Here is a 22,895-nt window from a genome sequence, read left to right as displayed (position 1 = left end):
GCAATTGACTAAACTAACCAGTTCGTACATTTTGCCGCAAATCGCCTTGCAGCATTTACCGGGTGCCGCGAGGGAAAGACAAGGCCGCTACCGTTTTTCGCGGTATGCGGATGGGAGAGCTGAAGGTGCACATCGCCAGCAACCTGCCGGGGCAACGGCTCCGCACCAGCGTTCTGCACAACCAGCTGCCGCCGCCTGAGGGCATCACCATCGGCTTGGTCGGCCGGGGCATAGCCTCCTCGTTATCGCCACTAATGCACGAGCGGGAGGGTGCCCGGCAGGGTCTCGATTACCGCTACCATTTGATCGACTTCGATCGGCTCGGCCTCGAGGATGCTCACCTGCCTGCCATTCTGGCCGAGGCGCGCGAGCTTGGCTTTGCCGGTCTCAACGTGACTTACCCCTTTAAGCAGGCCGTGCTGCCCCTGCTGGACGATCTGGCGCCCGATGCCGCCGCGATCGGCGCCGTCAACACCGTGGTGCTGAATGGCGCGCGGACCGTTGGCCACAATACCGATTGCTGGGGCTTCTCCGAGAGCTTCCGCCAGGGGCTGCCGGACGTCGCCCGTGGCCGCGTGCTGCAGCTGGGCTCCGGCGGCGCGGGTGCGGCCGTATCGCAGGCATTGTTGCAGTGCGGGGTCAAACACCTCGCCATTTACGATACTGATCCAGAGCGGGCCGTGGCGCTCGCCGCTCGCCTGCACCGGCTGCTCTACGCCGAGGTCGAGGTGGTAACCGAGCTGGCAGCGGAAGCACCATTGGCCGATGGCATCGTCAATGCCACTCCGGTCGGCATGACCAAGATACCCGGTCTACCCCTTGCCACCGAACTGCTCGAATCACGTCACTGGGTGGCCGATGTCGTCTACTTCCCGCTCGAGACCGAACTGATCCAGCTGGCGCGGGGCAGGGGGTGTCCCGTCCTGCCCGGCGGCGGCATGGCCGTTTATCAAGCGGTGCGGGCTTTCGAATTGTTTTCCGCGCGCAAGGCGGACACCGGAGCGATGGCCGCAACCTTCCAGGCGGCAATTGAGGCTAGTGCTGCCGCTCAGTAGTCCCGGCTCCTGCTACCGGCCCCGCTTCTCCTCGATCCGCCCGGTGCCAATTACATGGTCCACGCCACTCCTGATGTGGCTGGTCAGCCTGCTCACGCTGCCCTCGATATCGCGCTGCATGGCCAATTCGAACAGCGCCTTGTGGTCGTGCGTCACCGCGTCGCCCCGAAAACTCTCGGCCAACATGTGGTAACGGATAAAACGGTCGAATACCGACGCATGCAGATTCAGCAGCGTCCGCGAGCCGCAGGCCGAAATCAACGCGTTGTGGAAAGCGAAATCGTAGCGCACCCATTGTGCGGTGCGTTCGATCTCCCCACTCAGCAACTGACCCTCTACGACAGACAGCTTATGGTGGGCGGCCACCACCTTTCCCTCCCAGTCGAGGTCGCCCGCCGCCAGTGACAGCCGCAGCGCGTGGCTCTCGAGCAGCAGGCGTAGATCGGCGACTTCCCGCAGATTGTCAGCAGTGGCGGGCGTCACCTCGAAGCCGCGCTGTCCCTCGGCAACCACGAGATTCTCGCTGGCCAGGCGGTTGAGGATCTCGCGCAAGGTACTGACGCTTGCGCCGTACCGCGTCTTGAGCGTGTCTAGTTTGAGCTTTTTGCGCGGCGGCAACGCGCCGGCAATGATGTCGTCCCGGATGCGGCGGAACGCCAGCTCTGCCACGCCCTCATCGACCGTCGGTTTGTCTTCGCTCAATTTTCGTCTCCGCTTTGCGCCTTGTACCAAAGGGCACCCGAAACGTCAAAGCTACACAAAAGTGTCTGAGGAAAATAAAAACGCATGACGATTTTTGAATGAGCCGCTATTCTGCACTCAATCCGAAACGGTCATTGACTTGAACGAACTGTTTCGTACATTGTGGCGCAAGACGGAAAACGGCAGCAATCAGCTGCGCGTCTAATGAGGATGCCTGCCCCGCAGGCGACATTGGGAGGATTACAATGCGATTTGGTTTTACGCGCCGCGCGGTGCTGCTCGGCGGCTTGATGCTGGCGGCCGCCATGCCCACCATGGCCCAAGATAAGCCGGTGCTGCGGTTTTCCGCCGTGTTCTCGGAACAGGACATCCGCGCCGAGATGATGGATCTGTTCGCCGGCCAGATCGCCGACGAGTTCACGCTTGAGCCGTACTACGGCGGCAATCTGTTTAAGCAGGGCACCGAATTGGTGGCGCTGCAGCGCGGCAACCTCGAAATGGGGAACATCGCCCCGCAGGATATCTCCAACCAGATTCCGGCATGGTCGGCGCTGACCTCGGCCTATCTGTTCCGTGATGCGGCGCATCTGCGTACCTTCTTCGACAGCGATCTCGGCACCGAATTCAAGCAGATGGCCGAGGACCAGTTGGGTGTTCACATCCTTGGGCCGACCTATTTTGGCGCACGTCAGGTTGGCTTGCGTATCGACAAGGAGATCAAGACTCCCGAGGATATGGCTGGCATCAAGCTGCGCATGCCCGGCGGTGACGCATGGCAGTTCCTGGGCACGGCTCTAGGCGCCAACCCGACGCCGATGGCCTATGCCGAGGTCTACACCGGCCTGCAAACCGGCGCCATCGACGGGCAGGACAACCCGCTGCCCAACGTGGAAAACATGAAGTTCTATGAAGTGATGGACCAGATCGTCCTCACCTCGCACCTGGTTGGTTATGACCTGCTGGTGATTTCGAGCGAAACCTTCAACGCGATGACGCCCGAGCAGCAGGAAAAGGTGCAGGCTGCTGCCACCGCCGCCATCGACTTCAGCCAGCAGGCGCATCTGGATCGTGAAGCAGAACTCTTGACCCAATTCGAAGGCGCCGGCCTCAAGATCTATGAGCCCGATCTGGACGCCTTCCGCACCTACGCCCAGCAGATGTATCTGGACTCCGATCTGGCCAAGGATTGGCCCGAAGGCGTAGTCGACAAGATCAACGCGCTCTAGTCTCTTTCGGAATGTGGTGGAGCCGGTCCAACCGGTGCCACCACCCCGGCAAATTCTCCGCCCCGGAGCCGCCCGATGAAGCCTCGACTTGCCGCCCTTGGGGCGTGGCTGCATGCCCGCGCCGAAAACGTTCTTGCAGCCATGCTCGGCGTGATGTTCAGCGTGTTCATCTTGCAGATCGTGTTCCGCTACGTGCTCAACCTGCCGATAGGCTGGACGCATGAAATCAGCGTCATCATGTGGCTCTGGATGGTGTTGTTCGGCACGGCGTTCGTGGTTCGGGACAGCGAGGAAATCCGTTTCGATATCCTCTATGCTTCGGTGAGCGACCGCTGGCGGCGGGCACTCGTGGTGGTCACGGCCATCGCCCTGATCTTCTTTTTCTCCATCTCGCTGCCGGCGGTAGTTGACTACGTCACCTTCATGAAGGTCGAAAAGACCGCCTATCTCAAGATCCGGTTCGACTGGCTCTATTCCATCTACGCCATCTTTGCGGTGGCAGCGATCGTTCGACAATTCTGGCTCGGCTACCAGGCCATCTGGGGCAAGACGCCGGAGGCCTTCGATCCCACCAAGGCAAGTTCCGGCGTATGAACCTTTCCCTCGCTTTCACCCTCGCCCTCGGGCTGATTATCATCCTGTCGGTGTTCGGCCTGCCCATGGGCCTCTCGATGATCTGCGCCTCCGTGCTCTATTTGCTGATGCGCGGGCAGGACATGGGCATCGTTGCCGAGCAGTTCCTAAACGGCATGTATTCCAACTACATCATGTTGGCCGTGCCGCTGTTCATCCTGGCCGCCGAGATCATGAATTCCGGCACGCTTTCCGAGCGCCTGCTGCGCTGGTGCGACGCGGTGGTGGGGCGCTTTCGTGGCGGTCTTGCCCAGGTCAATATCCTCCAATCCATTGTCTTTGCCGGCATGTCCGGCTCGGCCATCGCCGACGCCGCGGGCTCCGGCAAGATGATGCAGCACATGATGACGCAGGATAACAAGTACACGCCCAGCTTCGCGGCTGCGCTGACCGCTGCTACCGCCGTTATCGGCCCCATCATCCCGCCGTCGATCCCGATGGTGCTCTATGCGCTGATTGCCGATGCCTCCATCGGATATCTGTTCCTGGCCGGCGTTGTTCCCGGCCTGCTGATGGCGGGCTTCATGATGATCCAGGTTGGCATTACGGCCCGCACCCGGAACTTCCCGGTCGAAAAGCCGACGCCCCTGCGCGAGCTGCCAAAAATGACCTGGCATGCGCTGCCGGTTCTCTTCATGCCGATCGTCCTGATGTACGGCATCTATGGCGGCATCACCACGCCCACCGAGGCGGCCGCGGTCGCAGCCTTCTATGCGCTGGTGATTTCCGTCGTCGTCTATCGCAGCGTCAGCCTGCCAGCGCTCTATGAAGCACTGTTGACCAGCGCCAAGACCACGGCCTCCATCGGCATGCTGATCGCCGGTGCCCTGGTGTTCAACTATGTCGTGACCGTCGAAAACATCCCCAACAGCCTGAGCGCCCTGCTTCTGGCCTGGGATCTCAACCCGATCACCTTCCTCCTGGCGGTCAATATCCTGCTGCTGGTGCTTGGCTGCCTGCTGGAAGGCACCACCATCCTGCTGGTCATCGTTCCGGTGCTGATTCCGACCGCTCAGGCGCTTGGCATCGACCTGGTGCATTTCGGCGTCGTCGTCGTGGTCAATATCATGCTCGGTCTGATAACTCCGCCCTATGGCATGCTGCTCTTCATCATGACGCGCATCTCCGGTGCCCCGATGCGGGCCATCGTGGGCGATGTCATGCCCTTCCTCTTCGGTCTGGTTCTGGCGCTGATCCTCTTCACCTTCGTGCCCGAAACGGTGTTGTGGCTGCCCAAAATGTTTGGCTATGGAGCCGCGCTATGAAGCCCATCTATGTTTTGAACGGCCCCAATCTCAACCGCCTGGGCAAGCGCGAACCGGCCATCTATGGCACCACGACCCTGGCCGAGGTAGAGCAGATCTGCCGCAGCGCCGCCGGCGACCGACCGGTCGTGTTCCACCAGACCAACAGCGAAGAAAAACTGATCGACTGGGTTCATGAGGCAATCGACGAAGGGGCAGGGATTCTCATCAATCCCGCCGCCTTCACCTTCACTTCGATCGCGCTGCTCGACGCCCTCAAGATGTTCGAGGGCCCGGTCATCGAATTCCACATCTCCAACGTGCACCGGCGCGAAGCGATCTACCACCGCTCCTATGTCTCCATGCGCGCCGACGCCGTCATGGCGGGCCTAGGCGCCACGGGGTATGCGACGGGCATCGCCGCCCTCCTGAACATGATCGAAAGCCGGAGCTAACAAGCTCCGGCCCATTCGCCCTTCGCTATGCCAGCGGGCTATCCACAACCCAACTCGCACCTGAGGTAGAGACCGGCGCGAGGCGGCGGTGAGGGGTTCACCCTCCCGGCTCAAGCCGTACGCCGCCTGACCGCGACATGCTGTAATCAATTACCCGGAGGTTATGTAAACTCCCAACGAATTCATTTCCATCCCGGCCAACGAGTCATCACTATGCGCCGATACGGATGCGAGATCCGGGGAGCAGCGGCATCATGGCCGCTGAGGGAGAACAGAAAACATGTCAAAGCTGCTTCTTGCGAGCCTGACGCTGGCCCTGACCAGCAGTGTTGCCTTTGCTGACACCATAAAGATCGGCGTTGTGGGCCCATTCTCGGGCCCGGCCGCCCTGCAGGGCAAGAATTTCCAGGCCGGTATCGATGCGTGGCTCGCCATCAACGGCAACACGATCGGCGACGATACCATCGAGATCGTCTACCGTGATCTGCCTGCCCCCGATCCGGCTCAGTCCGCCGCGCTGACCCAGGAACTGATCGTCAGCGAGGGCGTGCAATATCTGGCGGGTTATTACTATACCCCGGACGCCATGGCTGCCGCGCCGATCCTTGAGGAAGGCAATGTGCCCATGGTGGTGTTCAACGCCGCCACTTCGGCCATCGTTAATGCCAGCCCTTATGTGGTGCGCACCTCCTTCACCACCTGGCAGACATCGACCCCGATGGCGGCCGTGGCGCGCGAGCGTGGCATCGACAAGGTCATCACCGTGGTGTCCGACTACGGCCCGGGCGTCGACTCCGAAGCCGCGTTCGTTGCCGGCTTCACCGAGGCCGGTGGCGAGATCGTGGAATCGGTCCGCATGCCCATGAACACCAATGATTTCAGCCCCATGATGCAGCGCATCAAGGATTCGGGCGCCGAAGCCGTGTTCGCCTTCCTGCCAGCCGGTCCCGCCACTCTCGGCTTTGTTCAGGCCTATGTCGAAAACGGCCTCAAGGATGCCGGCGTAACGCTGCTGGCGCCGGGCGACCTGACCCAGGAGCCCGATCTGGCCGCTCTTGGCGACAACGCCGTGGGCCTGCTCACCACATTCCACTATGCCGTCAGCCACGACTCGCCCGAAAACGAAGTGTTCGTTGAAGCCGCCTCCAAGGCCATCGGCAGCGCTTCGGAACTGAGCTTCCCCGCCGTCGGCGCTTATGACGGCATGTATGTCATCTCCAAGATGATCGAAGCCACCGGCGGCAACCAGGACGCCGCCGCGGCCGTCGAAGCCGTCAAGGGCCTGTCCTGGGTCAGCCCGCGCGGCCCGGTCTCCATCAACCCCGAAAACCGCCACCTGACGCAAAATATCTACCTGCGCGAAGTCGCCCAGGAGGATGGGCAGTATATAAACCGCGAAATCCAGACCTTCGAAAACCAGGGCGATCCAGGCTGGAAAGCGCCGTAGGGGTATGCAGGCGCAGGCATTTCTGCGCCTGTGCCGCCGCAAACCCCGTGCTGTCCTCGGGCTTGACCCGAGGACCTCGCGTCGCTCGTGCTTGCATTGCAAGTGACCCTCGGATCAAGTCCGAGGGCAGCGCTGCGGCTTAATCACGCGTCTACCTCAAGCCGAAAGGTTTTCCTTGCAAACCATACTCTCCATCGGCGCGGATGCTCTGTCCTACGGCATGGTGCTGTTCATCATCTCCATCGGCCTCAGCGTCACCATGGGCTTGATGAAGGTGGTCAACCTTGCTCATGGCGCCTTCGCCATGATCGGTGGCTATATCGCCTCCTATGCCACCCAGCAGATGGGCTTGCCCTTCGGCGTCGCCATCATTGCCGCCGTCCTCGGCACCATGCTGGTCGCTGTGCCGTTGGAGCGTTTCCTCTATCGCCGCATCTATGGCGCGCCCGAACTTACCCAGGTGCTGATGACCATCGGCATCACCTTTGCCATTATCGGCATTGCCAATTTCGCCATGGGCCCAACGCTCAAGACCATAGCGCTGCCTAGTCAGTTGCAGGGCCCGGTTGACCTGGGGTTCCGCACCATCGCCGCGCACAAGCTGTTTGCCGCCGCCGTTGGTGTCGTCGTGGCAATTGCCCTCTGGTTCATCATCGAGCGCACTCCGTTCGGCGTGCGCCTGCGCGCTTCCGTCGATGACGCTGCCATGGCCGGGGCGCTCGGAATCAGGACCAAGATCATCTATGCCGTCAGCTTCGCGCTGGCCGTGGGCCTTGCCGCGCTGGGCGGCGTCGTCGGGGCCCAATTGCTCCCCATCGAGCCCTATTACGCGCTGCACTACATGGTGACATTCCTTGTCGTGGTTTCGGTCGGCGGGGCAGGGTCCATCACCGGCGCGCTGGTCGCGGCGCTGTTGCTTGGCGCCGTACAAACCACGGGACGCTATCTGATGCCCGAATATGGCGAGTTCTTCTTTTATCTCGCCGTGATCGCCATCGTCTGCGTCTTCCCCAATGGCCTGATGGGCCGTAGCAAATGAGCGAAACGACCTTGAACCCATCCGCTTCGACACCTCTGTGGCGTCGGTCCGTCACGCGCGATCTCGTCGCCGTGCTGATTCTCGCCGCTGTCGCCGTGGCGTTGTTTTTCCTGTTTCCCAGTAATCTGGCGCTCCTGACGCGCATCGTCGCAATGATGCTGCTGGTGCTGTCGCTCGATCTGGTCACCGGCTATTCCGGCGTCGCAACCCTTGGCCATGCCACGCTGTTCGGCGCGGGTGCCTATGCCGCCGGCATTGTCGCGGCCAAGTTCGGCATAACCGATCCACTGCTGATGCTGGCAGTCGGCGCGCTTGCAGGCGCGGCGGCTGGTGCAATCTCCAGCCTCGTTATCCTGCGCGGCCATGGGCTTAGCCAGCTTGTGCTCTCCATTGCCGTCGTGTCGCTTGCCCATGAAGCGGCCAACAAGCTCTCGGGCTGGACCGGCGGCAGCGACGGGCTCTCGGGCATCTCGCCCTCGGCATTGTTCGGCATGTTTCGCTTCGATCTCTTCGGGCGCACCGCCTTTATCATGTCGGTCGTGCTGCTGCTCGTCGTCTTCGTCGTCCTGCGCATCATCGTGCGCTCGCCCTTTGGCATGCTCTGCCGCGGTATCAAGCAGGACCCGGTCCGCATCCGCGCCATGGGTGCGCCGGTTTATTTCACCCTGGTCAAGATGTATGCCATTGCTGGCGCCGTCGCGGGGCTCGGTGGGGCGCTCTCTGCGATCGCCACCAAGGTCGTGGGCCTCGACAGCCTCTCCTTCACCCTGTCGGCCGAGGCACTGGTCATGCTGGTGCTGGGCGGCACGGGCAAGCTGTTCGGCGCCCTGGTCGGCACGCTGGTGTTCGTCTGGTTCGAAGATCGCGTTTCCGCCATTAACCCATTCCACTGGCTCACTATTGTGGGTTGCCTGCTTGTCGCCGTCGTGCTGTTCGCGCCCAAGGGTTTGACCGGCGCTGCCGAGGCAATCTGGAAGCGCATGCGGGGAGCCCGGTCATGAGCCTTTTCGAAGTCAAAAACCTTCGCAAGAATTTTGGCGGCCTCGCCGTTACCGACGATGTCTCGCTGTCCCTGCAGAAGGGTGACCGCATCGCGCTGATCGGCCCAAACGGGGCCGGCAAGACGACGTTCGTCAATCTGGTCACCGGGCACCTGAAGCCGCTTTCGGGCACCGTTCATCTTGATGGCCAAAATGTGACGAAAGCCTCGCCCACGCAGCGCGTGAAGCAGGGGCTGGTTCGCAGTTTTCAGGTCACCCGGCTATTTTCCGAGATGACCCCGGAGGAACATGTGGCCCTCGCGATCCTGCAGAGGCTTGGACGATCTGGACATCTTTTTACAAATTTCAAAACTATGCCGGAGGTGGTGGAGGAGATTGGGTCTATTCTAGCACTGCTGGGGCTTGGGGGGATTGCGCGGACGCCGGTGGCGGAGATCGCGTATGGGCAGCAACGGCTGCTGGAGATTGCGCTGGCGATGGCGTTGCGGCCCAAGGTGTTGCTGCTCGATGAGCCGGCGGCGGGGGTGCCCAGTTCCGATACGGTGCTGATCGAGCGGGCGCTGGCGCAGCTGCCGCCCGGCCTCGCCGTGCTGATGATCGAGCATGACATGGATTTCGTATTCCGCTTTGCGCAGCGCGTTGTCGTGCTGGCGGCTGGAGCGATCATTTTTGACGGCACGCCGGCCGAAGTCGGCAAGGACGCACGCGTGCGCGAAGCCTATCTGGGGAGCTATGCCGATGACCGCAGCGTCGCTTGAGGTCAGGGGCGTCAGCGCTGGTTACGGTCCCACGCGCATCCTTGAAGACGTCAGTTTCGCCGTTCCGGCCGGCGGGCGGCTGGCCATCCTGGGGCGTAACGGCATGGGCAAGACGACCCTGCTTGCCACCATCGCCGGGCAGACCCGGCTTTACGGTGGCGCGATTGGGTTGGGCGATGTCGAGATCAGCGGCCTCGATGGCTCCGCACGGGCGCTTGCGGGGCTGGGCTATGTCCCTCAGAGCCGTTCCGTTTTCAAGTCGCTGACGGTGGAAGAAAACCTCTTTGCCGGCCTCAAGAGCCGCCCGAAATCGGCGATCGAGGAGGCCTATGCCATGTTCCCCCGGCTCAAGGAGCGGCGGGGCAACCTTGGGTCGCAGCTTTCAGGCGGCGAGCAGCAGATGCTGGCGACGGCGCGCACTATTCTCGGCCAACCGAGGATTTTGCTGCTTGATGAGCCGCTCGAAGGGCTGGCGCCGGTGATCTGCGACGAGCTGATGGCGGCGTTTACGGCGCTTGCGTCGAGCAAGACGATGACGATCCTGCTGGTGGAGCAGCGCATCAAGGCCGCGTTGGAATTTGCCGAGAGCGTGATGGTGCTGGAGCGAGGCAGGGTGGCGTGGTCGGGGACGCCGGTGGAGCTGGAGGCGCAGCCGGAGACGGTGGATCGGCTGTTGGGGGTGGGGCACTAGGGGGTGGATTGTGGCACGCCCTCGTGGTTCGACGGGCTCACCATGAGGACTACTGGGGGCTGGGGTTTTACCCACTCACCCCAGTAACCCGACGTAATTCTCCGCCAGGCTCTGCTGCGCGGCGACCGAGCTTGCCAGATAATCGAACTCTGCTCGCTGGATGCGTCGGCCGAAAGCACCGGTGTCGGGAAAGGTATGCAGCAGATTGGTCATCCACCAGCTGAACCGTTCGGCTTTCCAGATCCGGTTGAGGACCTTGGCTGAGTAGCCGTCGATCCCTGCTTGCGATCCCTCGATGAAGTGCTCGATCAAAGCATCGGCCAAAACCGCGACGTCGCTCATGGCAAGGTTCAGCCCCTTGGCGCCGGTGGGCGGGACGATGTGGGCCGCGTCTCCTGCCAGGAACAGCCTGCCAAACCGCAGCGGTTCGGCAACAAAGCTGCGCAGCGGCGCTACGGATTTTTCGATGGAGGGGCCGGTCTGCAGGGCTTCGGCTGTCTCGGGATTGAGCCGGGATCGCAACTCGTCCCAGAAACGATCATCCGACCAGGCGCCGGGGTCTTCATCGGCTGGCACCTGCACATAATAGCGGCTGCGCGTCAGTGAGCGTTGCGAGCACAGCGCAAAACCCCTGCTGTGATGGGCATAGATCAACTCCTCGGCGACTGGCGGCTTGTCGACCAGAATGCCGAGCCAGCCGAACGGGTACACCCGCTCGAAGGTCGTGAGGGCGCTTTGCGGCACGCTGCGGCGGGAGACGCCATGATAGCCGTCGCAGCCCGCGATGAAGTCGCAATCGATGCGGTGGCTGGCGCCGTCCTTGCGGTAGGTGACGTAGGGCTTGCCGTCGAAATCGTGCAGTTCGACATCCTCGGCATCATAAATGCTGGCCAATTGCCGGGCTGCCATCAGGTCGCGGGTGACTTCGGTCTGGCCATAGACCACGACATGCCGGCCAACCAGTGCGGAGAAGTCGATGCGCTGGCGGTCGCCGTCGAAGCTCAGCTCAACGCCGTGGTGAATGTGGCCTTCGCGGTGCATCCGCTCTGCGGCCTGTGCCCGGTCCATCAGCTCCACCGTGCCCTGTTCCAGCACGCCGGCGCGGATGCGGCCCAGCACATAGTCGGGGCTGCGGCGCTCGATGATGATGGCATCGACGCCGGCCAGTTCCAGCAGGCGAGCAAGCATCAATCCTGCTGGCCCTGCGCCTATGATTGCCACGTGCGTGCGCATGTACTGCTCCCATTTAAGGCAAGCATGCTGCGGCTTTGCTTCCTCTTTTCCAATGGACAGGGGGCGCAATCTATTGGACTATCCGAACATGAAAACCATACCGAGCTACGCGCTCTACGGCGAGATCGAGTCCGGCCAGCAGGAGTGGCTGCATTGGGAAACCATCCAGTCCCGCAGCCGCCTGCATGACTACCAGATCGCCCCCCACCGCCATGAGAACTTCTTCCAGATCCTTCACCTCACCGACGGCAGAGGCGAAGTCACTCTCGACGGTACGACGATCGAGCAGTCATCGCCCGCCGTCGCGATAGTGCCGGCGCTGACCGTCCACGCTTACCGGTTCAGCGACGACGTCGACGGCGTGGTGGTAACGCTTATGGAGCGCGATGTCCGTGAGGCGGCGGAATTGCCGGCGCAAGTCATTGCCGATGGCGGCGAGATCGGCGAAGCCATCGACCGGCTGATCGAGGAAGCCGACCGGGCAGGGGCCGCCCATGACATCGCCATGCGGGCGCGGATCGCGCTGCTGGTCGTCGCCATTCAACGGGCACCGCGCGCATCTGGAACGGACGGGACAAGGGCGAGCCGGCGCAGCGTGTTGCATGCACAGGCGTTCCGCTGGCTAGTGGATCAGCGCTTTCGCCAGACGCGGCGGATTGCTGATTATGCAGATGACATCGGCATCAGTCAGACCCACCTCAACCGGGTCTGCCGCGAAGTGCTGGGCATTTCGGCGCTGGCGGTGGTGGAGCGGCGGGTGGCGCTGGAAGCGCGGCGGCAATTGCTGTTTTCCTCGCTGCCGATCAAGCAGATCGGTGCTGAACTGGGCTATGAGGACCCGGCGTATTTCTCTCGGATGCTGAAGCGGGTGCTGGGCCAGCCGCCGGCGGCGCTGCGGCAGGCGGGTGGTTAGGGGGCTAGCGTTCCGGGATCGTTTAGGCGCGGCGTCATTCCCGCGAAAGCGGGAATCCCACTTTTGTGCCGAAGGAAGTGAGGTTCCCGCTTTCGCGGGAATGACGCGGTAGGGATGCGGAAACGACTCGGTGGAGCGCTTCAGCGCAGGGCGCTTGCGGCTTTGCGTACGGCTTCCATGAAGCCGGTGGTGGCCAGCGTCGGCGTGGTGTCGATGCGTGTCGTGAACCCGACCGGTCCTGTGGTCTCGCTGGTGTCGACCGGTAGCAGCGCCAGTTGATGTTCAGCGACGTCGCGGTCGACCACGCCTTGGGATATCAGCCAGATGGCGTCGGTCTGGCGCACGTATGAGCGCCCGAAGGCGTTGGAGACGGTTTCTACCTCGTCGCGGATATTGGTGACGCCCTGGGCGAGCAGCATGCGGTCGACGAGGCGGCGAATGACCGAGTCCGGCGTGGGCATAAGCACCTGATAGCCTTCGATCATGCGCAGGTGGAACTGCCGGATGCCGAGCAGCGGATGGCCGGGGCGGACGACCATGACGACGCGCTCGGAATAGAGATGCTCGAAGGCCAGGCCCAGCATGGCCTCGGGGTCGGTCATGCGGCCGATGACCAGGTCGACCTCGCCCGTGCGCAAGAGGGACAGCAGATAGCCGTTCGGGCCGGTGATGATGCGGGTATGGGCGTTCTGGCCCTCGCTGGTGAAGGCCTCGACGGCAGCGGGGAGGATGCGGGCCGAGACGGTGGGCAGTGCGCCGACCTTGACGATGGTGGCCTCCAGCGCGCCGCCGGCCGCATCGACGCCCTGCTTCAGCGCGGCGAAGCTGGTGGCCGCGTAGCGATAGAAAACTTCGCCGAAGGGGCTCAGGAATAGATTGCGGTGGCTGCGGTCGAACAGTGCCGTGCCCAGGATGTCTTCGAGTTCGCTGATGGTCTTGGAGGCGGCCGGCTGGCTGATATTGAGTTCTTCGGCGGCGCGCACCACGCTCTTGAGCCGCGCCACTTCCAGGAAGCAGCCGATATGGCGCAGCTTTATCCGGGGGTCGATCAAGCGTCTGGCCAATGAAGTCTCCAGTTATGAATTGGCCGTCTGGCGGTGCAAAGTCGGCGAAAACGGACGCTTCTATGAGCCAGCAGTTATATGGCGATTGCAAGTTGTCATTTTACGGATGGTCGGCCGGGCACTACACCGGATGCGATGGCGCGGGGAGGGATCATGGGATTTGTGCGCAACGGCGATGTGGTGCTGCGATATTCGGTAGAGGGGCGAGAGGATGCCCCGGCGCTGGCGCTGGTAAATTCGCTGGGCACCGATGCACGCATCTGGGAGGGGGTGATTGACCGCCTCCTGCCGCATTACCGCGTTGTTTCCTATGACAAGCGCGGGCATGGTCTCAGCGATGCGCCTGCGGGCGCGTACAGCCTTGGCGAGCATGTATCCGATTTGGCCGCGGTGCTGGATCATCTGGGTATCGAGCAACTGGCATTGGCCGGCGTGTCTGTGGGCGGGCTGATTGCCCAAGGCTTTGCGCTGGCGCAGCCACAGCGTCTGAGTGCCTTGATCCTCTGCGATACGGCCGCGCGGATCGGCAGCAAGGATTTGTGGAACGACCGGATAGCAGCGGTGCGAAGTGGCGGCATGGCATCGCTGGCCGATGCGCTGGTGGAGCGCTGGTTCTCGCAAGGCTATCGCGAGGCCAACAGGGACGCGATTGCCGGCTGGCGCAATATGCTGCGGCGGACGGCGGCGGATGGCTATGCCGGCACCTGCGCAACGCTGCGCGACACCGACCTGACTGAGGCAATCGCCGCCATCGATCTGCCGACGCTGGTCGTCGTTGGCGAAGCGGACCTCGCGACGACGCCAGAGCTGGTGCGGGCGACGGCCGAGCGCATTGCGGGTGCGCAGTTCAAGATCATCCCCGGCGTGGGGCACATTCCTTCCATCGAGCAGCCCGAGCTTCTGGCCGGGTTGTTCAACACTTTCCTGAGCGAGGTCGGCCATGGCAGATAGCCCAATCTTTGAACGCGGAATGGCGACGCGCCGATCCGTGCTGGGGGAGAGCCATGTCGACAACGCGACGGCTCGCAAGACGGCGTTCGACGACGATTTCCAGACCTTTATCACCGAAGGCGCCTGGGGCTCGGTGTGGTCGCGGCCAGGCCTGAGCAAGCGCGAGCGCTCGATGTTGACCATCGCGCTGCTGGCGGCGCTGGGGCATGATGAGGAAGTGGCCATGCATGTTCGGGCCACGGTGAATACGGGCACGACGCCCGACGACATCAAGGAGGCATTGTTGCACGTTGCCGTTTATGCCGGCGTCCCCGCCGCAAACCGCGCCTTCAGGATTGCCAAGGAAGAACTGGCCAAGCGGGAGGCGGGCAAATGAGTTCCATCATGCTTCCGGGCGCCGATGGAGCGCTGTATCAGCGCGATCATAGCTGGCACCCTGCGGCGAATACGCCGGGATACAAGAGCACGACGTTTCGCGCGCCGCGCCAGCCGCTGCTGGCCATTGGCGCTACGGCGAGCGAGCTGACGGGGCCGACATTTGGCCACTCCATGCTGGGCGCGCTCGATAACGATTTGATCCGCAACTACAGCCAGGATGGCACCGAGGCCATTGGCCAGCGCATGATCGTTTTCGGCCAGGTGCTGGACGAAAATGCCCGTGCCGTGCCCAATACGCTGGTGGAATTCTGGCAGGCCAATGCCGGTGGGCGGTATCGTCACAAGAAGGAGGGGTATCTGGCGGCGCTGGACCCTAATTTCGGCGGCTGCGGACGCACCATCACCGATGAAAACGGGTTCTATTCCTTCCGCACGGTGAAGCCGGGCGCCTATCCCTGGCCCAATGGCGGCAATGACTGGCGCCCCGCCCATATCCATTTTTCGGTGTTCGGCCACGCCTTTGCGCAGCGGCTGATTACGCAGATGTATTTCGAGGGCGACCCGATGATCTGGCAATGCCCCATCGTGGCGACGGTGCCGGACAAGGCGGGGATCGACCAGTTGATTGCCCGGCTCGACCGCCACAACACGACGCCAATGGATTCGCTGGCCTATCGTTTCGATATCGTGCTGCGCGGACGCCGCTCGACCATGTTTGAAAACAAGCTGGAGGGGAACTGATGTTGCACCCTGTTCCGACCCTGCGGGAAACGCCGTCGCAAACGGCGGGGCCATATGTCCATATCGGCATGACGCCGAATTTTGCCGAAATCCGCGGCATCTATGACGCCGATCCGGGGCTGGCCATGCTGACGCCCGACACGGTGGGCGAGCGGATCGAGATCGTCGGGCGCATCGTCGACGGGGCTGGCTCGCCGGTTGGCGATGCCGTGGTGGAAATCTGGCAGGCCGACGCGGCGGGGGCGTTCGCCGCGCCGATGGGGCCGAATTCCAACTCGGCGCCGGCTTTTAGCGGCTGGGGCCGCCAGCCGGTCAATGGCGATGGTGTCTTTACGTTTCAGACCATCAAGCCGGGGCCGGTGGCTGGGCCGGACGGCAAGCCGATGGCGCCGCATGTGAGCCTGTGGATCGTGGCGCGGGGCATCAATATCGGGCTGCAGACGCGGCTTTACTTCGCCGATGAAACCGAGGCCAATGCGGCCGATTACGTGCTCAACAGGATCGCCGACCCGCGCCGGCGGCAGACGCTGATTGCGCGGCGGGAGGAGGGGGCACTGCCGCGCTATGTGCTGGACATCTACCTGCAAGGCGACAAGGAAACAGTGTTCTTCGACGTCTGAGCTTGGCATAGTGGCTGACATGAACACCTTGCTCCATGCCCTTGCGGGCGATGCCGAAATTTCCCTGCTGCTTTCGGACGAAGCGCAGATCGCGGCGATGCTGGCAGTTGAGCGGGCGTTGGCGGAGGCGAGTGCCGATTGCGGCTGGATCGGGGATGATGCCGCGGCTGCGGTGGCTGCGGCCGTCGAGGAGTTTGCGCCCGATTGGGATGGGCTGGCGGCGGGCATGGCGCAGGATGGCGTCGTGGTGCCGGCGCTGGTGCGGCAATTGCGGGCGCGGGTTGTCGAGCCGCATCGGGTTGCACTGCACAAGGGGGCGACCAGCCAGGACATCATCGATACTGCGCTGATGCTGCAGCTCGTGGGGGTGTTCGACGTTTTCGAAGAGCGGCTCAGCGGCTTGCTGGGGAAACTTGATGGGTTAGCGGAAACTGCGGGCGGGCGTGAGCTGATGGCGCATACCCGGATGCAAATGGCGTTGCCGACCAGCTGGGGTGCCAAGCTGGCGAGCTGGCGGGAGCCATTGCAGCGGCATTTGCGGGCGCTGGGGGCCATGCGCAGGACGCTGCTGGTGGTGCAACTGGGCGGACCGGTGGGCGATCGCGGCAGTTTCGAGGGGCGGGGGGACGCCATTGCTGCGGCGCTTGCGAGGCGGCTGGACCTGGGGCTGGCGCCGCCTTGGCAGGCGACGCGCGACCCCATCGTGGGGTTGGGCAATCTGCTGGCGCTGATCAGCGGCAGCATGGGCAAGATCGGGGCCGATATTGCCTTGCTGGCGCAGAACGAAGTAGCGGCCGTGCGGCTGGAAGGCGGCGGTGGGTCCTCGGCCATGGCGCACAAATCCAACCCGGTGAATGCCGAGGTGCTGGTGGCGCTGGCGCGGGCCAATGCGGGACTGGCGGGTACGCTGCAGCAGGCCATGGTGCATGAATACGAGCGATCCGGCGCGGCGTGGACGCTGGAATGGCTGACGCTGCCGCAGATGGTGGTGAATACGGGGGCGAGCCTGCGGCTGGGTCTGGCGCTGCTCGACCAGCTGGAGCTGCTCTAGCGCAGCATGGACTGCAATTCGCGCTGGATGCGGCGCATGGCGGGGAGGTAGCTCGTCAGGTCCTCGACGCTGCGCTGGGTAGCTGGGACGCCGATGTTCATGGCCGCGACCGTGGTGCCGCGGGCGTTGAGAATGGGTATGGCGATGGAGCGCAGGCCCAGTTCCACCTCCTGGTCGATCAGGGCGTAGCCCTTGGTGCGAACATCGACGAGGGCCGCCATGATGGCTTCGGGGTCGGTGAGGGTGTGGGGTGTTCGTGCCGCCGGGGACGATGCGAGCAGGACTGCCCGGGCCTTTTCAGGTGTCAGGGCGGCGAGCATGACGCGGCCCATGGATGTGCAGAACGCGGGCAGGCGCGAGCCGGGCATCAGGGCGATGGACATGACTTTGCGCTGCGCGGCGCGGGCGACGTAGACGATTTCGGTTTCGTCGAGAATGGAGACCGAGGAGCTCTCGCCCAACTCATCGGATAGCTGATCCAGCAGCGGCTGCACCATCTGCGGCAGCGGCATGGTGGCGAGGCACGCTGTCCCGAGTCGCAGGATGCGCGGGGTGAGGGTGAAGAACTTCCCGTCGTAATCGGCATAGCCAAGATGCGCCAGCGTCAGCAGGCACCGCCGGGCTGTTGCCCGGTCGAGGCCCGAGGTCGCGGACACTTCGGCGATGGACTGGCGTGGCCGCTCGGGGGTGAAGGTTTCGATGGCCGCCAGCCCCTTGGCAAGGCCGCCCATGATGTCGCGCTCAAGCGTGGCCAAAGCAAACTCCTGTTGTGCGATATGTCAACAAAAGCAGCATATCGCACAATCCGGCTTGCGAGCCAAGCGGCGGGTGGTTACCTCGGAAGCACGCCGAAATAGCAGCGGAGCCGAAAGAGGATGGACATGGACAAGACAGTCGCGGATCTCGCCGAAGCGCTGGCGGGCATCGAAGATGGCATGAGCCTGATGATCGGAGGGTTCGGCGGGTCCGGCGCCCCCATCGAGTTGATCCACGCCCTGATCGACCGGTTTCGCAGCACCGGCAGCCCCAAGAATTTGACTATTATCAATAACAATGCCGGCAATGGCCGGGTTGGTATTGCCGCGATGATCGATGCGGGCATGGTCGCCAAGATGATCTGCTCGTTCCCCCGTTCGGCCGATCCGCGTGCTTTCACCGAGAAATACCTGGCCGGCGAAATCGAGCTTGAACTGGTGCCGCAAGGCACGCTTGCCGAGCGCATTCGTGCCGGCGGGGCGGGCATTCCGGCCTTCTACACACCCACGAGCTACGGCACCGACCTTGCCAAGGGCAAGCCGGTGGGGGAGTTCGATGGCCGCAATTATGTGCAGGAACGCTGGCTCAAGGCCGACGTGGCGCTGATCAAGGCGGAACTGGCCGATCGCCACGGCAATCTGACCTATCGCAAAGCCGGCCGCAATTTCTCGCCGCTAATGGCGTCGGCCGCAACGCTGACCATCGTGCAGGCAAGAAGTGTGGTCGAGCCGGGCGAAATCGACCCCGAGCAGGTGGTTACCCCCGGCCTGTTCGTCGACCGGATCATCGAAATTGCCGATGCACAACAGGAAGAGGCGCTGATGCGCGCCGGAGTGGCCTATTCATGACCGAAAAACTCTCCAACGCCCAGATCGCCTGGCGCGCCGCGCAGGACATCCAGGATGATTCCTACGTCAATCTGGGTATCGGCTTCCCCGAAATGGTCGCCAAGTTCCAGCCGCCGGGGCGGCAGGCCATCTTCCACACCGAGAACGGAATTCTGAATTTCGGTGAAAGCCCCGCAGCGGGCGAAGAGGACTGGGACCTGATCAATGCCGGCAAGAAGGCCGTGACGCTGAAGCCCGGCGCCGCGTTTTTCCACCACGCCGACAGCTTCGCCATGGTGCGGGGCGGGCACCTCGACGTCGCCATCCTGGGTGCCTACGAAGTGGCCGAGAATGGCGATCTGGCCAACTGGAGCACGGGGCCAAAGGGCGTGCCCGCAGTGGGCGGGGCGATGGATCTGGTGCATGGCGCCAAGCGCGTCGCTGTTATCACCGACCACGTCACCAAGGATGGCCGGCCCAAGCTGGTCAAGCGCTGCAGCCTGCCACTGACCGGGGTTGGCTGCGTCACGCGGGTTTATACGAGCCTGGCGGTGATCGACATCGAAAACGGGCGTTTCGTGCTGCGTGAGAAGTTGGCCGGCATGAGCCTTGAGCAGTTGCAGGCGCTGACCGGGGCGGAACTGCTGGTTCAGGGCGAAATTCGTGATCTATCCGCGCCGGAGAATTTGCAATGAGTGAAGCTTTTATCTGCGCCTATCGGCGCACTGCGATCGGCCGTTTCGGCGGCGCGCTGTCTTCCGTGCGCCCTGATGATCTGGGCGCGGTGCCGCTCAAGGCGCTAATGGCCGAGCAGGCGGGGGTCGACTGGGACGCCGTCGATGACGTGATTTTCGGCAATGCCAACCAGGCGGGCGAGGACAACCGCAACGTTGCGCGCATGAGCCTGCTGCTGGCGGGGCTGCCGGTAGGGGTTACGGGCACCACGATCAACCGGCTGTGTGGCTCCGGCATGGACGCCGTGCTGATGGCCGCGCGGGCGATCAAGGCGGGCGAGGCCGAACTGGTGATCGCCGGCGGCACGGAATCCATGAGCCGCGCGCCGTTCGTTATGCCCAAGGCCGGGACGGCGTTTTCGCGCAACGCCGAGATCTACGACACCACCATCGGCTGGCGCTTCGTAAACCCCTTGATGAAGCAGATGCATGACGTTGATTCCATGCCTGAAACCGGTGAGAACGTTGCCGGAGACTTTGGCGTCTCGCGTGAGTCACAGGACGCTTTTGCCGTCCGCAGCCAGGAACGCGCCGTCGCCGCCCAGGCCAATGGCCGGCTGGGCCGGGAGATCGTTCCCGTCAGCATCGCCCAGAAAAAGGGCGATCCGATCAGCGTCGACAAGGACGAGCATCCGCGAGCCGGGACAACCATGGAAACGCTCGCCAAGCTGCGGCCGCTTTTTCCCAATGGCACCGTGACGGCGGGCAACGCCTCGGGTGTCAACGATGGCGCGGCAGCGCTGATCGTGGCCAGCGAAGCGGCTGCAAGGAAGCACGGGCTGACGCCTATCGCGCGTATTCTGGGCGGTGCTACGGCCGGTGTCGCTCCGCGCATCATGGGCATGGGGCCGGCTCCTGCAAGCCAGAAACTGCTGGCCCGTCTGGGCCTGAATGCCAGTGATTTCGATATCATCGAACTCAACGAAGCCTTCGCCAGCCAGGGTATTGCCGTGCTGCGCCAATTGGGCATTACCGAAGACGATCCACGCGTGAACCCTAATGGCGGCGCCATCGCGCTGGGGCACCCGCTGGGCATGAGCGGCGCCCGCATCACCGGCACGGCTGCGCTGGAGCTGTCGCTCACCGGCAAGCAGCGGGCTCTTGCCACTATGTGCATCGGGGTGGGGCAGGGCATCGCCGTCGCTCTTGAGCGCGTCTGACACCTGAACGGCGTGAACATTTGCAGATCGCTTGCCACGCCATTGCGCGGAATGGTCCGTTGCATTACCTTGGTTCCTGACACGCAATAATAGTGCGTCGGGCGCGATCCGGTGAGCCGGTTTACGCGACCGCGCACGTCAGGAGCTTACCGTGACCGATTCCGATCGGTCCGCTGCCGTGCTCTCGTCTGTTGACGAGCCGGTAATCCGTGCCCCGTCCGTTTCCGGATTGGCGGGGAGAGCAGGGGACACCATGCCCCGGCTCGAGGCGGACAAGCGGACTTCACCCGCCCCCCATCCGCGCAGGCATCGCGGACCTATCTATGCCGCCCTCGATCTTGGCACCAATAATTGCCGCTTGCTGATCGCCCGCCCCCATGACCATGGCTTTCGCGTGCTGGATGGATTTACCCGCATCGTCCGCCTGGGCGAAGGCGTGTCGGTCACCGGCCGCCTTGGGGAAAGTGCCATGGAGCGGACCATGGAGGCGCTTCGGCACTGCCGCAACAAGCTGCGCGAGCACCAGCCGGCGCGCATGCGCCTGATTGCGACCGAAGCCTGCCGGGCCGCCGAAAATGGCCAGGCGTTCCTGGACCGGGTGAAGGAAGAGCTTGGTATCGAGCTGGAAATCGTCGATCGCCGCACCGAGGCGGAACTGGCCGTCACCGGCTGTGCCGACCTGATCGAAGGCTCGGCCGCCGGTGCCTTGATGTTCGATATCGGTGGCGGATCGTCGGAACTGGCATGGCTCGATTTCCGCGGCGGCCGCCCCAAATCGCAGGGCCGCATGTCGGCTTCGATTCGCTCCTGGCAATCACTGCCGGTTGGCGTTGTGTCCATCGCCGAGAAGTTCGGCGGGGTGAACGTCACGCCGCAAATCTTTGAATCCATGGTCGCTTTCGTGTCCGAGCATCTGCGCCAGTTCCGCGGCCGCGAGAAGCTGCGCCAGATGATCGCCAATCATCCGGTTCACCTGATCGGCACCTCGGGCACGGTGACGACGCTGGCTGGCCTGCATCTTGGCCTTGAGCGCTACGAGCGCCAAAAGGTCGATGGCCTCTGGATGAAGCGTGGCGAAGTCGACGAGACCATGAAGGTTCTGCTCGGCATGTCGTTTGACCGCCGGGTTGCCCATTCCTGCATCGGACGCGATCGGGCCGATTTGGTGTTGCCGGGCTGTGCCATTTTCGAAGCCATAAGGCGCGAATGGCCCACCGAGCGGGTCCGCGTTGCCGACCGGGGCCTGCGCGAAGGTATTCTGATATCACTCATCGACGCCGATCGGGCGTCATCGCGGGCAAGTCGCTATCCCCGGAGGAATGGCAATGGTGGATAAAGCTCTGGGCACCGGCGGACGCAAGTCCGACAAGGACCTCAAGATCCGCGTGAAATCGGCGAAGGGTCGCAAGGTCAGTTCCACCAAATGGCTCGAACGCCAGCTCAACGATCCCTATGTCGCGCGTGCGCGCGCCGAGGGCTATCGCTCCCGGGCGGCGTTCAAGATCAGGGAAATGGACGAAAAGCATAAGCTTTTCCACAAAGGCACGCGGGTGGTCGATCTCGGCGCAGCGCCGGGTGGCTGGAGCCAGGTTGCGGCCAAGGCGGTAGGCTCCACCGACGCCAATCCGCTGGTGGTGGGTATCGATTATCTGGAGATGGACCCTATCCCCGGCGTGATCCTGTTCAAGAAGGATTTCACCGAGGACGACGCGCCGCAAATGCTGATCGATGCCATGGGCGGCAAGAAGGCCGATCTCGTCATGTCCGACATGGCCTGGCCGACGACCGGACACCGTCCCACGGACCACTTACGCATCGTGCAGCTGATCGAGATCGCGGCGGCCTTCGCGCTGGATGTGTTGGCGCCGAATGGCACGTTTGTGGCCAAAGTGTTCCAGGGGGGCACGGAGCATGAGCTGCTGCATATGCTCAAGCGCCATTTCCGCAGCACGTTTCACGCCAAGCCGCCCTCAAGCCGGGCTGATTCTGCCGAGGCGTATTTGATCGCTAAGGGGTTCAAGGGGCGGAATGAGACGGTTCCTGGAGATGGGGAGTATGATCGGTAGGGGGCTACGGCGCGTTGGGTTTGATGGGTGATGAGGTCTACTGGGTCCGCCCGTACTGCCCGAAACATCAGTGACAGTATCGTCGGGCAACCGCCGCCTCACGTCCACCACCGCGTATGTCTCAACCAGAACGTCATTCCCGCGAAAGCG

At 63.2% G+C, this 22,895-nt stretch carries 25 protein-coding genes; 21 read left to right on the top strand and 4 right to left on the bottom strand.

Features of this window, described 5'->3' with window-relative positions; translation table 11 throughout:
* Positions 1-125 precede the first annotated feature (125 nt).
* On the top strand, positions 126-1,055 hold the full coding sequence (locus C8264_RS06685; RefSeq protein WP_342748684.1) for a shikimate dehydrogenase: 930 nt from the start codon (positions 126-128) through the stop codon (positions 1,053-1,055).
* Between the two features lie 12 nt (positions 1,056-1,067).
* On the opposite strand, the gene C8264_RS06680 is transcribed toward C8264_RS06685, so the two are convergent.
* Entirely contained in the window at positions 1,068-1,757 is a 690-nt protein-coding gene (locus tag C8264_RS06680) for a GntR family transcriptional regulator (protein ID WP_108460189.1), read from the bottom strand.
* Between the two features lie 245 nt (positions 1,758-2,002).
* Here C8264_RS06680 and dctP point away from each other — a divergent pair, with 245 nt between their 5' ends.
* From dctP to C8264_RS06635, 9 genes are all read left to right on the top strand, one after another.
* Complete coding sequence (gene dctP, locus C8264_RS06675; RefSeq protein WP_108460188.1) at positions 2,003-2,983, top strand: TRAP transporter substrate-binding protein DctP; 981 nt, start codon at positions 2,003-2,005, stop codon at positions 2,981-2,983.
* Between the two features lie 75 nt (positions 2,984-3,058).
* Positions 3,059-3,577 carry a TRAP transporter small permease gene (locus C8264_RS06670; protein WP_108460187.1) on the top strand — a complete coding sequence of 173 codons (519 nt, stop codon included), beginning with the start codon at positions 3,059-3,061 and terminating at the stop codon, positions 3,575-3,577.
* A complete protein-coding gene (locus C8264_RS06665) occupies positions 3,574-4,881 on the top strand; it encodes a TRAP transporter large permease (RefSeq protein ID WP_108460186.1) in 1,308 nt (435 codons plus the stop codon). The genes C8264_RS06670 and C8264_RS06665 overlap by 4 nt, the downstream gene beginning before the upstream one ends.
* Positions 4,878-5,315, top strand: a complete 438-nt coding sequence (locus C8264_RS06660; protein WP_108460185.1) for a type II 3-dehydroquinate dehydratase — start codon at positions 4,878-4,880, stop codon at positions 5,313-5,315. Before C8264_RS06665 ends, C8264_RS06660 begins: the two co-directional genes overlap by 4 nt.
* 280 nt (positions 5,316-5,595) lie before the next feature.
* Complete coding sequence (locus C8264_RS06655) at positions 5,596-6,762, top strand: ABC transporter substrate-binding protein (protein WP_108460184.1); 1,167 nt, start codon at positions 5,596-5,598, stop codon at positions 6,760-6,762.
* A 175-nt stretch (positions 6,763-6,937) separates the two neighbouring features.
* Entirely contained in the window at positions 6,938-7,801 is an 864-nt protein-coding gene (locus tag C8264_RS06650) for a branched-chain amino acid ABC transporter permease (protein ID WP_108460183.1), read from the top strand.
* Positions 7,798-8,802, top strand: coding sequence for a branched-chain amino acid ABC transporter permease (locus tag C8264_RS06645; protein ID WP_108460182.1), 1,005 nt, complete (start codon positions 7,798-7,800; stop codon positions 8,800-8,802). Before C8264_RS06650 ends, C8264_RS06645 begins: the two co-directional genes overlap by 4 nt.
* Entirely contained in the window at positions 8,799-9,560 is a 762-nt protein-coding gene (locus C8264_RS06640) for an ABC transporter ATP-binding protein (protein WP_108460181.1), read from the top strand. The genes C8264_RS06645 and C8264_RS06640 overlap by 4 nt, the downstream gene beginning before the upstream one ends.
* Positions 9,541-10,251 (top strand): ABC transporter ATP-binding protein, encoded by a 711-nt coding sequence (locus tag C8264_RS06635; RefSeq protein ID WP_108460180.1) that lies wholly within the window; start codon positions 9,541-9,543, stop codon positions 10,249-10,251. The genes C8264_RS06640 and C8264_RS06635 overlap by 20 nt, the downstream gene beginning before the upstream one ends.
* 75 nt (positions 10,252-10,326) lie before the next feature.
* Here C8264_RS06635 and pobA read toward each other — a convergent pair whose 3' ends face one another.
* On the bottom strand, positions 10,327-11,484 hold the full coding sequence (gene pobA / locus C8264_RS06630; RefSeq protein WP_108460179.1) for a 4-hydroxybenzoate 3-monooxygenase: 1,158 nt from the start codon (positions 11,482-11,484) through the stop codon (positions 10,327-10,329).
* Between the two features lie 88 nt (positions 11,485-11,572).
* Here pobA and C8264_RS06625 point away from each other — a divergent pair, with 88 nt between their 5' ends.
* Entirely contained in the window at positions 11,573-12,397 is an 825-nt protein-coding gene (locus C8264_RS06625) for a helix-turn-helix domain-containing protein (RefSeq protein WP_108460315.1), read from the top strand.
* A 140-nt stretch (positions 12,398-12,537) separates the two neighbouring features.
* Here C8264_RS06625 and pcaQ read toward each other — a convergent pair whose 3' ends face one another.
* Complete coding sequence (pcaQ, locus tag C8264_RS06620) at positions 12,538-13,449, bottom strand: pca operon transcription factor PcaQ (RefSeq protein WP_162783502.1); 912 nt, start codon at positions 13,447-13,449, stop codon at positions 12,538-12,540.
* 165 nt (positions 13,450-13,614) lie between these two features.
* Between pcaQ and pcaD the strand changes: the two genes are divergently transcribed.
* The 5 genes from pcaD to C8264_RS06595 are packed head-to-tail and all read left to right on the top strand — an operon-like array spanning position 13,615 to position 17,202.
* Positions 13,615-14,412: a 3-oxoadipate enol-lactonase gene (pcaD, locus tag C8264_RS06615; protein WP_108460177.1), complete on the top strand. Its 798-nt coding sequence runs from the start codon at positions 13,615-13,617 to the stop codon at positions 14,410-14,412.
* The gene (gene pcaC / locus C8264_RS06610) at positions 14,402-14,788 is read left to right on the top strand and encodes a 4-carboxymuconolactone decarboxylase (protein WP_108460176.1); all 387 of its coding nucleotides are present in this window, start codon (positions 14,402-14,404) and stop codon (positions 14,786-14,788) included. Before pcaD ends, pcaC begins: the two co-directional genes overlap by 11 nt.
* The gene (gene pcaH / locus C8264_RS06605; RefSeq protein WP_108460175.1) at positions 14,785-15,531 is read left to right on the top strand and encodes a protocatechuate 3,4-dioxygenase subunit beta; all 747 of its coding nucleotides are present in this window, start codon (positions 14,785-14,787) and stop codon (positions 15,529-15,531) included. Before pcaC ends, pcaH begins: the two co-directional genes overlap by 4 nt.
* Entirely contained in the window at positions 15,531-16,151 is a 621-nt protein-coding gene (gene pcaG / locus C8264_RS06600) for a protocatechuate 3,4-dioxygenase subunit alpha (RefSeq protein WP_108460174.1), read from the top strand. Before pcaH ends, pcaG begins: the two co-directional genes overlap by 1 nt.
* Positions 16,152-16,170: 19 nt before the next feature.
* Positions 16,171-17,202, top strand: a complete 1,032-nt coding sequence (locus C8264_RS06595) for a 3-carboxy-cis,cis-muconate cycloisomerase (protein ID WP_108460173.1) — start codon at positions 16,171-16,173, stop codon at positions 17,200-17,202.
* On the opposite strand, the gene C8264_RS06590 is transcribed toward C8264_RS06595, so the two are convergent.
* Positions 17,199-17,933 carry an IclR family transcriptional regulator domain-containing protein gene (locus C8264_RS06590; RefSeq protein ID WP_205245636.1) on the bottom strand — a complete coding sequence of 245 codons (735 nt, stop codon included), beginning with the start codon at positions 17,931-17,933 and terminating at the stop codon, positions 17,199-17,201. The genes C8264_RS06595 and C8264_RS06590 overlap by 4 nt on opposite strands.
* Positions 17,934-18,083: 150 nt before the next feature.
* On the opposite strand from C8264_RS06590, the gene C8264_RS06585 reads away from it, so the two are divergent.
* From C8264_RS06585 to C8264_RS06565, 5 genes are all read left to right on the top strand, one after another.
* Positions 18,084-18,806 (top strand): 3-oxoacid CoA-transferase subunit A, encoded by a 723-nt coding sequence (locus C8264_RS06585; RefSeq protein WP_108460314.1) that lies wholly within the window; start codon positions 18,084-18,086, stop codon positions 18,804-18,806.
* A complete protein-coding gene (locus tag C8264_RS06580) occupies positions 18,803-19,480 on the top strand; it encodes a 3-oxoacid CoA-transferase subunit B (RefSeq protein ID WP_108460171.1) in 678 nt (225 codons plus the stop codon). The genes C8264_RS06585 and C8264_RS06580 overlap by 4 nt, the downstream gene beginning before the upstream one ends.
* Positions 19,477-20,679: a 3-oxoadipyl-CoA thiolase gene (gene pcaF, locus C8264_RS06575; protein ID WP_108460170.1), complete on the top strand. Its 1,203-nt coding sequence runs from the start codon at positions 19,477-19,479 to the stop codon at positions 20,677-20,679. The genes C8264_RS06580 and pcaF overlap by 4 nt, the downstream gene beginning before the upstream one ends.
* A 151-nt stretch (positions 20,680-20,830) precedes the next feature.
* The gene (locus C8264_RS06570) at positions 20,831-22,015 is read left to right on the top strand and encodes a Ppx/GppA phosphatase family protein (protein ID WP_245892966.1); all 1,185 of its coding nucleotides are present in this window, start codon (positions 20,831-20,833) and stop codon (positions 22,013-22,015) included.
* Positions 22,005-22,745, top strand: a complete 741-nt coding sequence (locus tag C8264_RS06565; RefSeq protein WP_108460168.1) for an RlmE family RNA methyltransferase — start codon at positions 22,005-22,007, stop codon at positions 22,743-22,745. Before C8264_RS06570 ends, C8264_RS06565 begins: the two co-directional genes overlap by 11 nt.
* Positions 22,746-22,895: the final 150 nt, after the last annotated feature.

The sequence above is a fragment of the Devosia naphthalenivorans genome, from assembly GCF_003056355.1.
In the GTDB taxonomy this organism is placed as follows: domain Bacteria; phylum Pseudomonadota; class Alphaproteobacteria; order Rhizobiales; family Devosiaceae; genus Devosia; species Devosia naphthalenivorans.
Note: the sequence above shows the minus strand (reverse complement) of the source record. Positions and strands in the feature narration are given on the sequence as shown.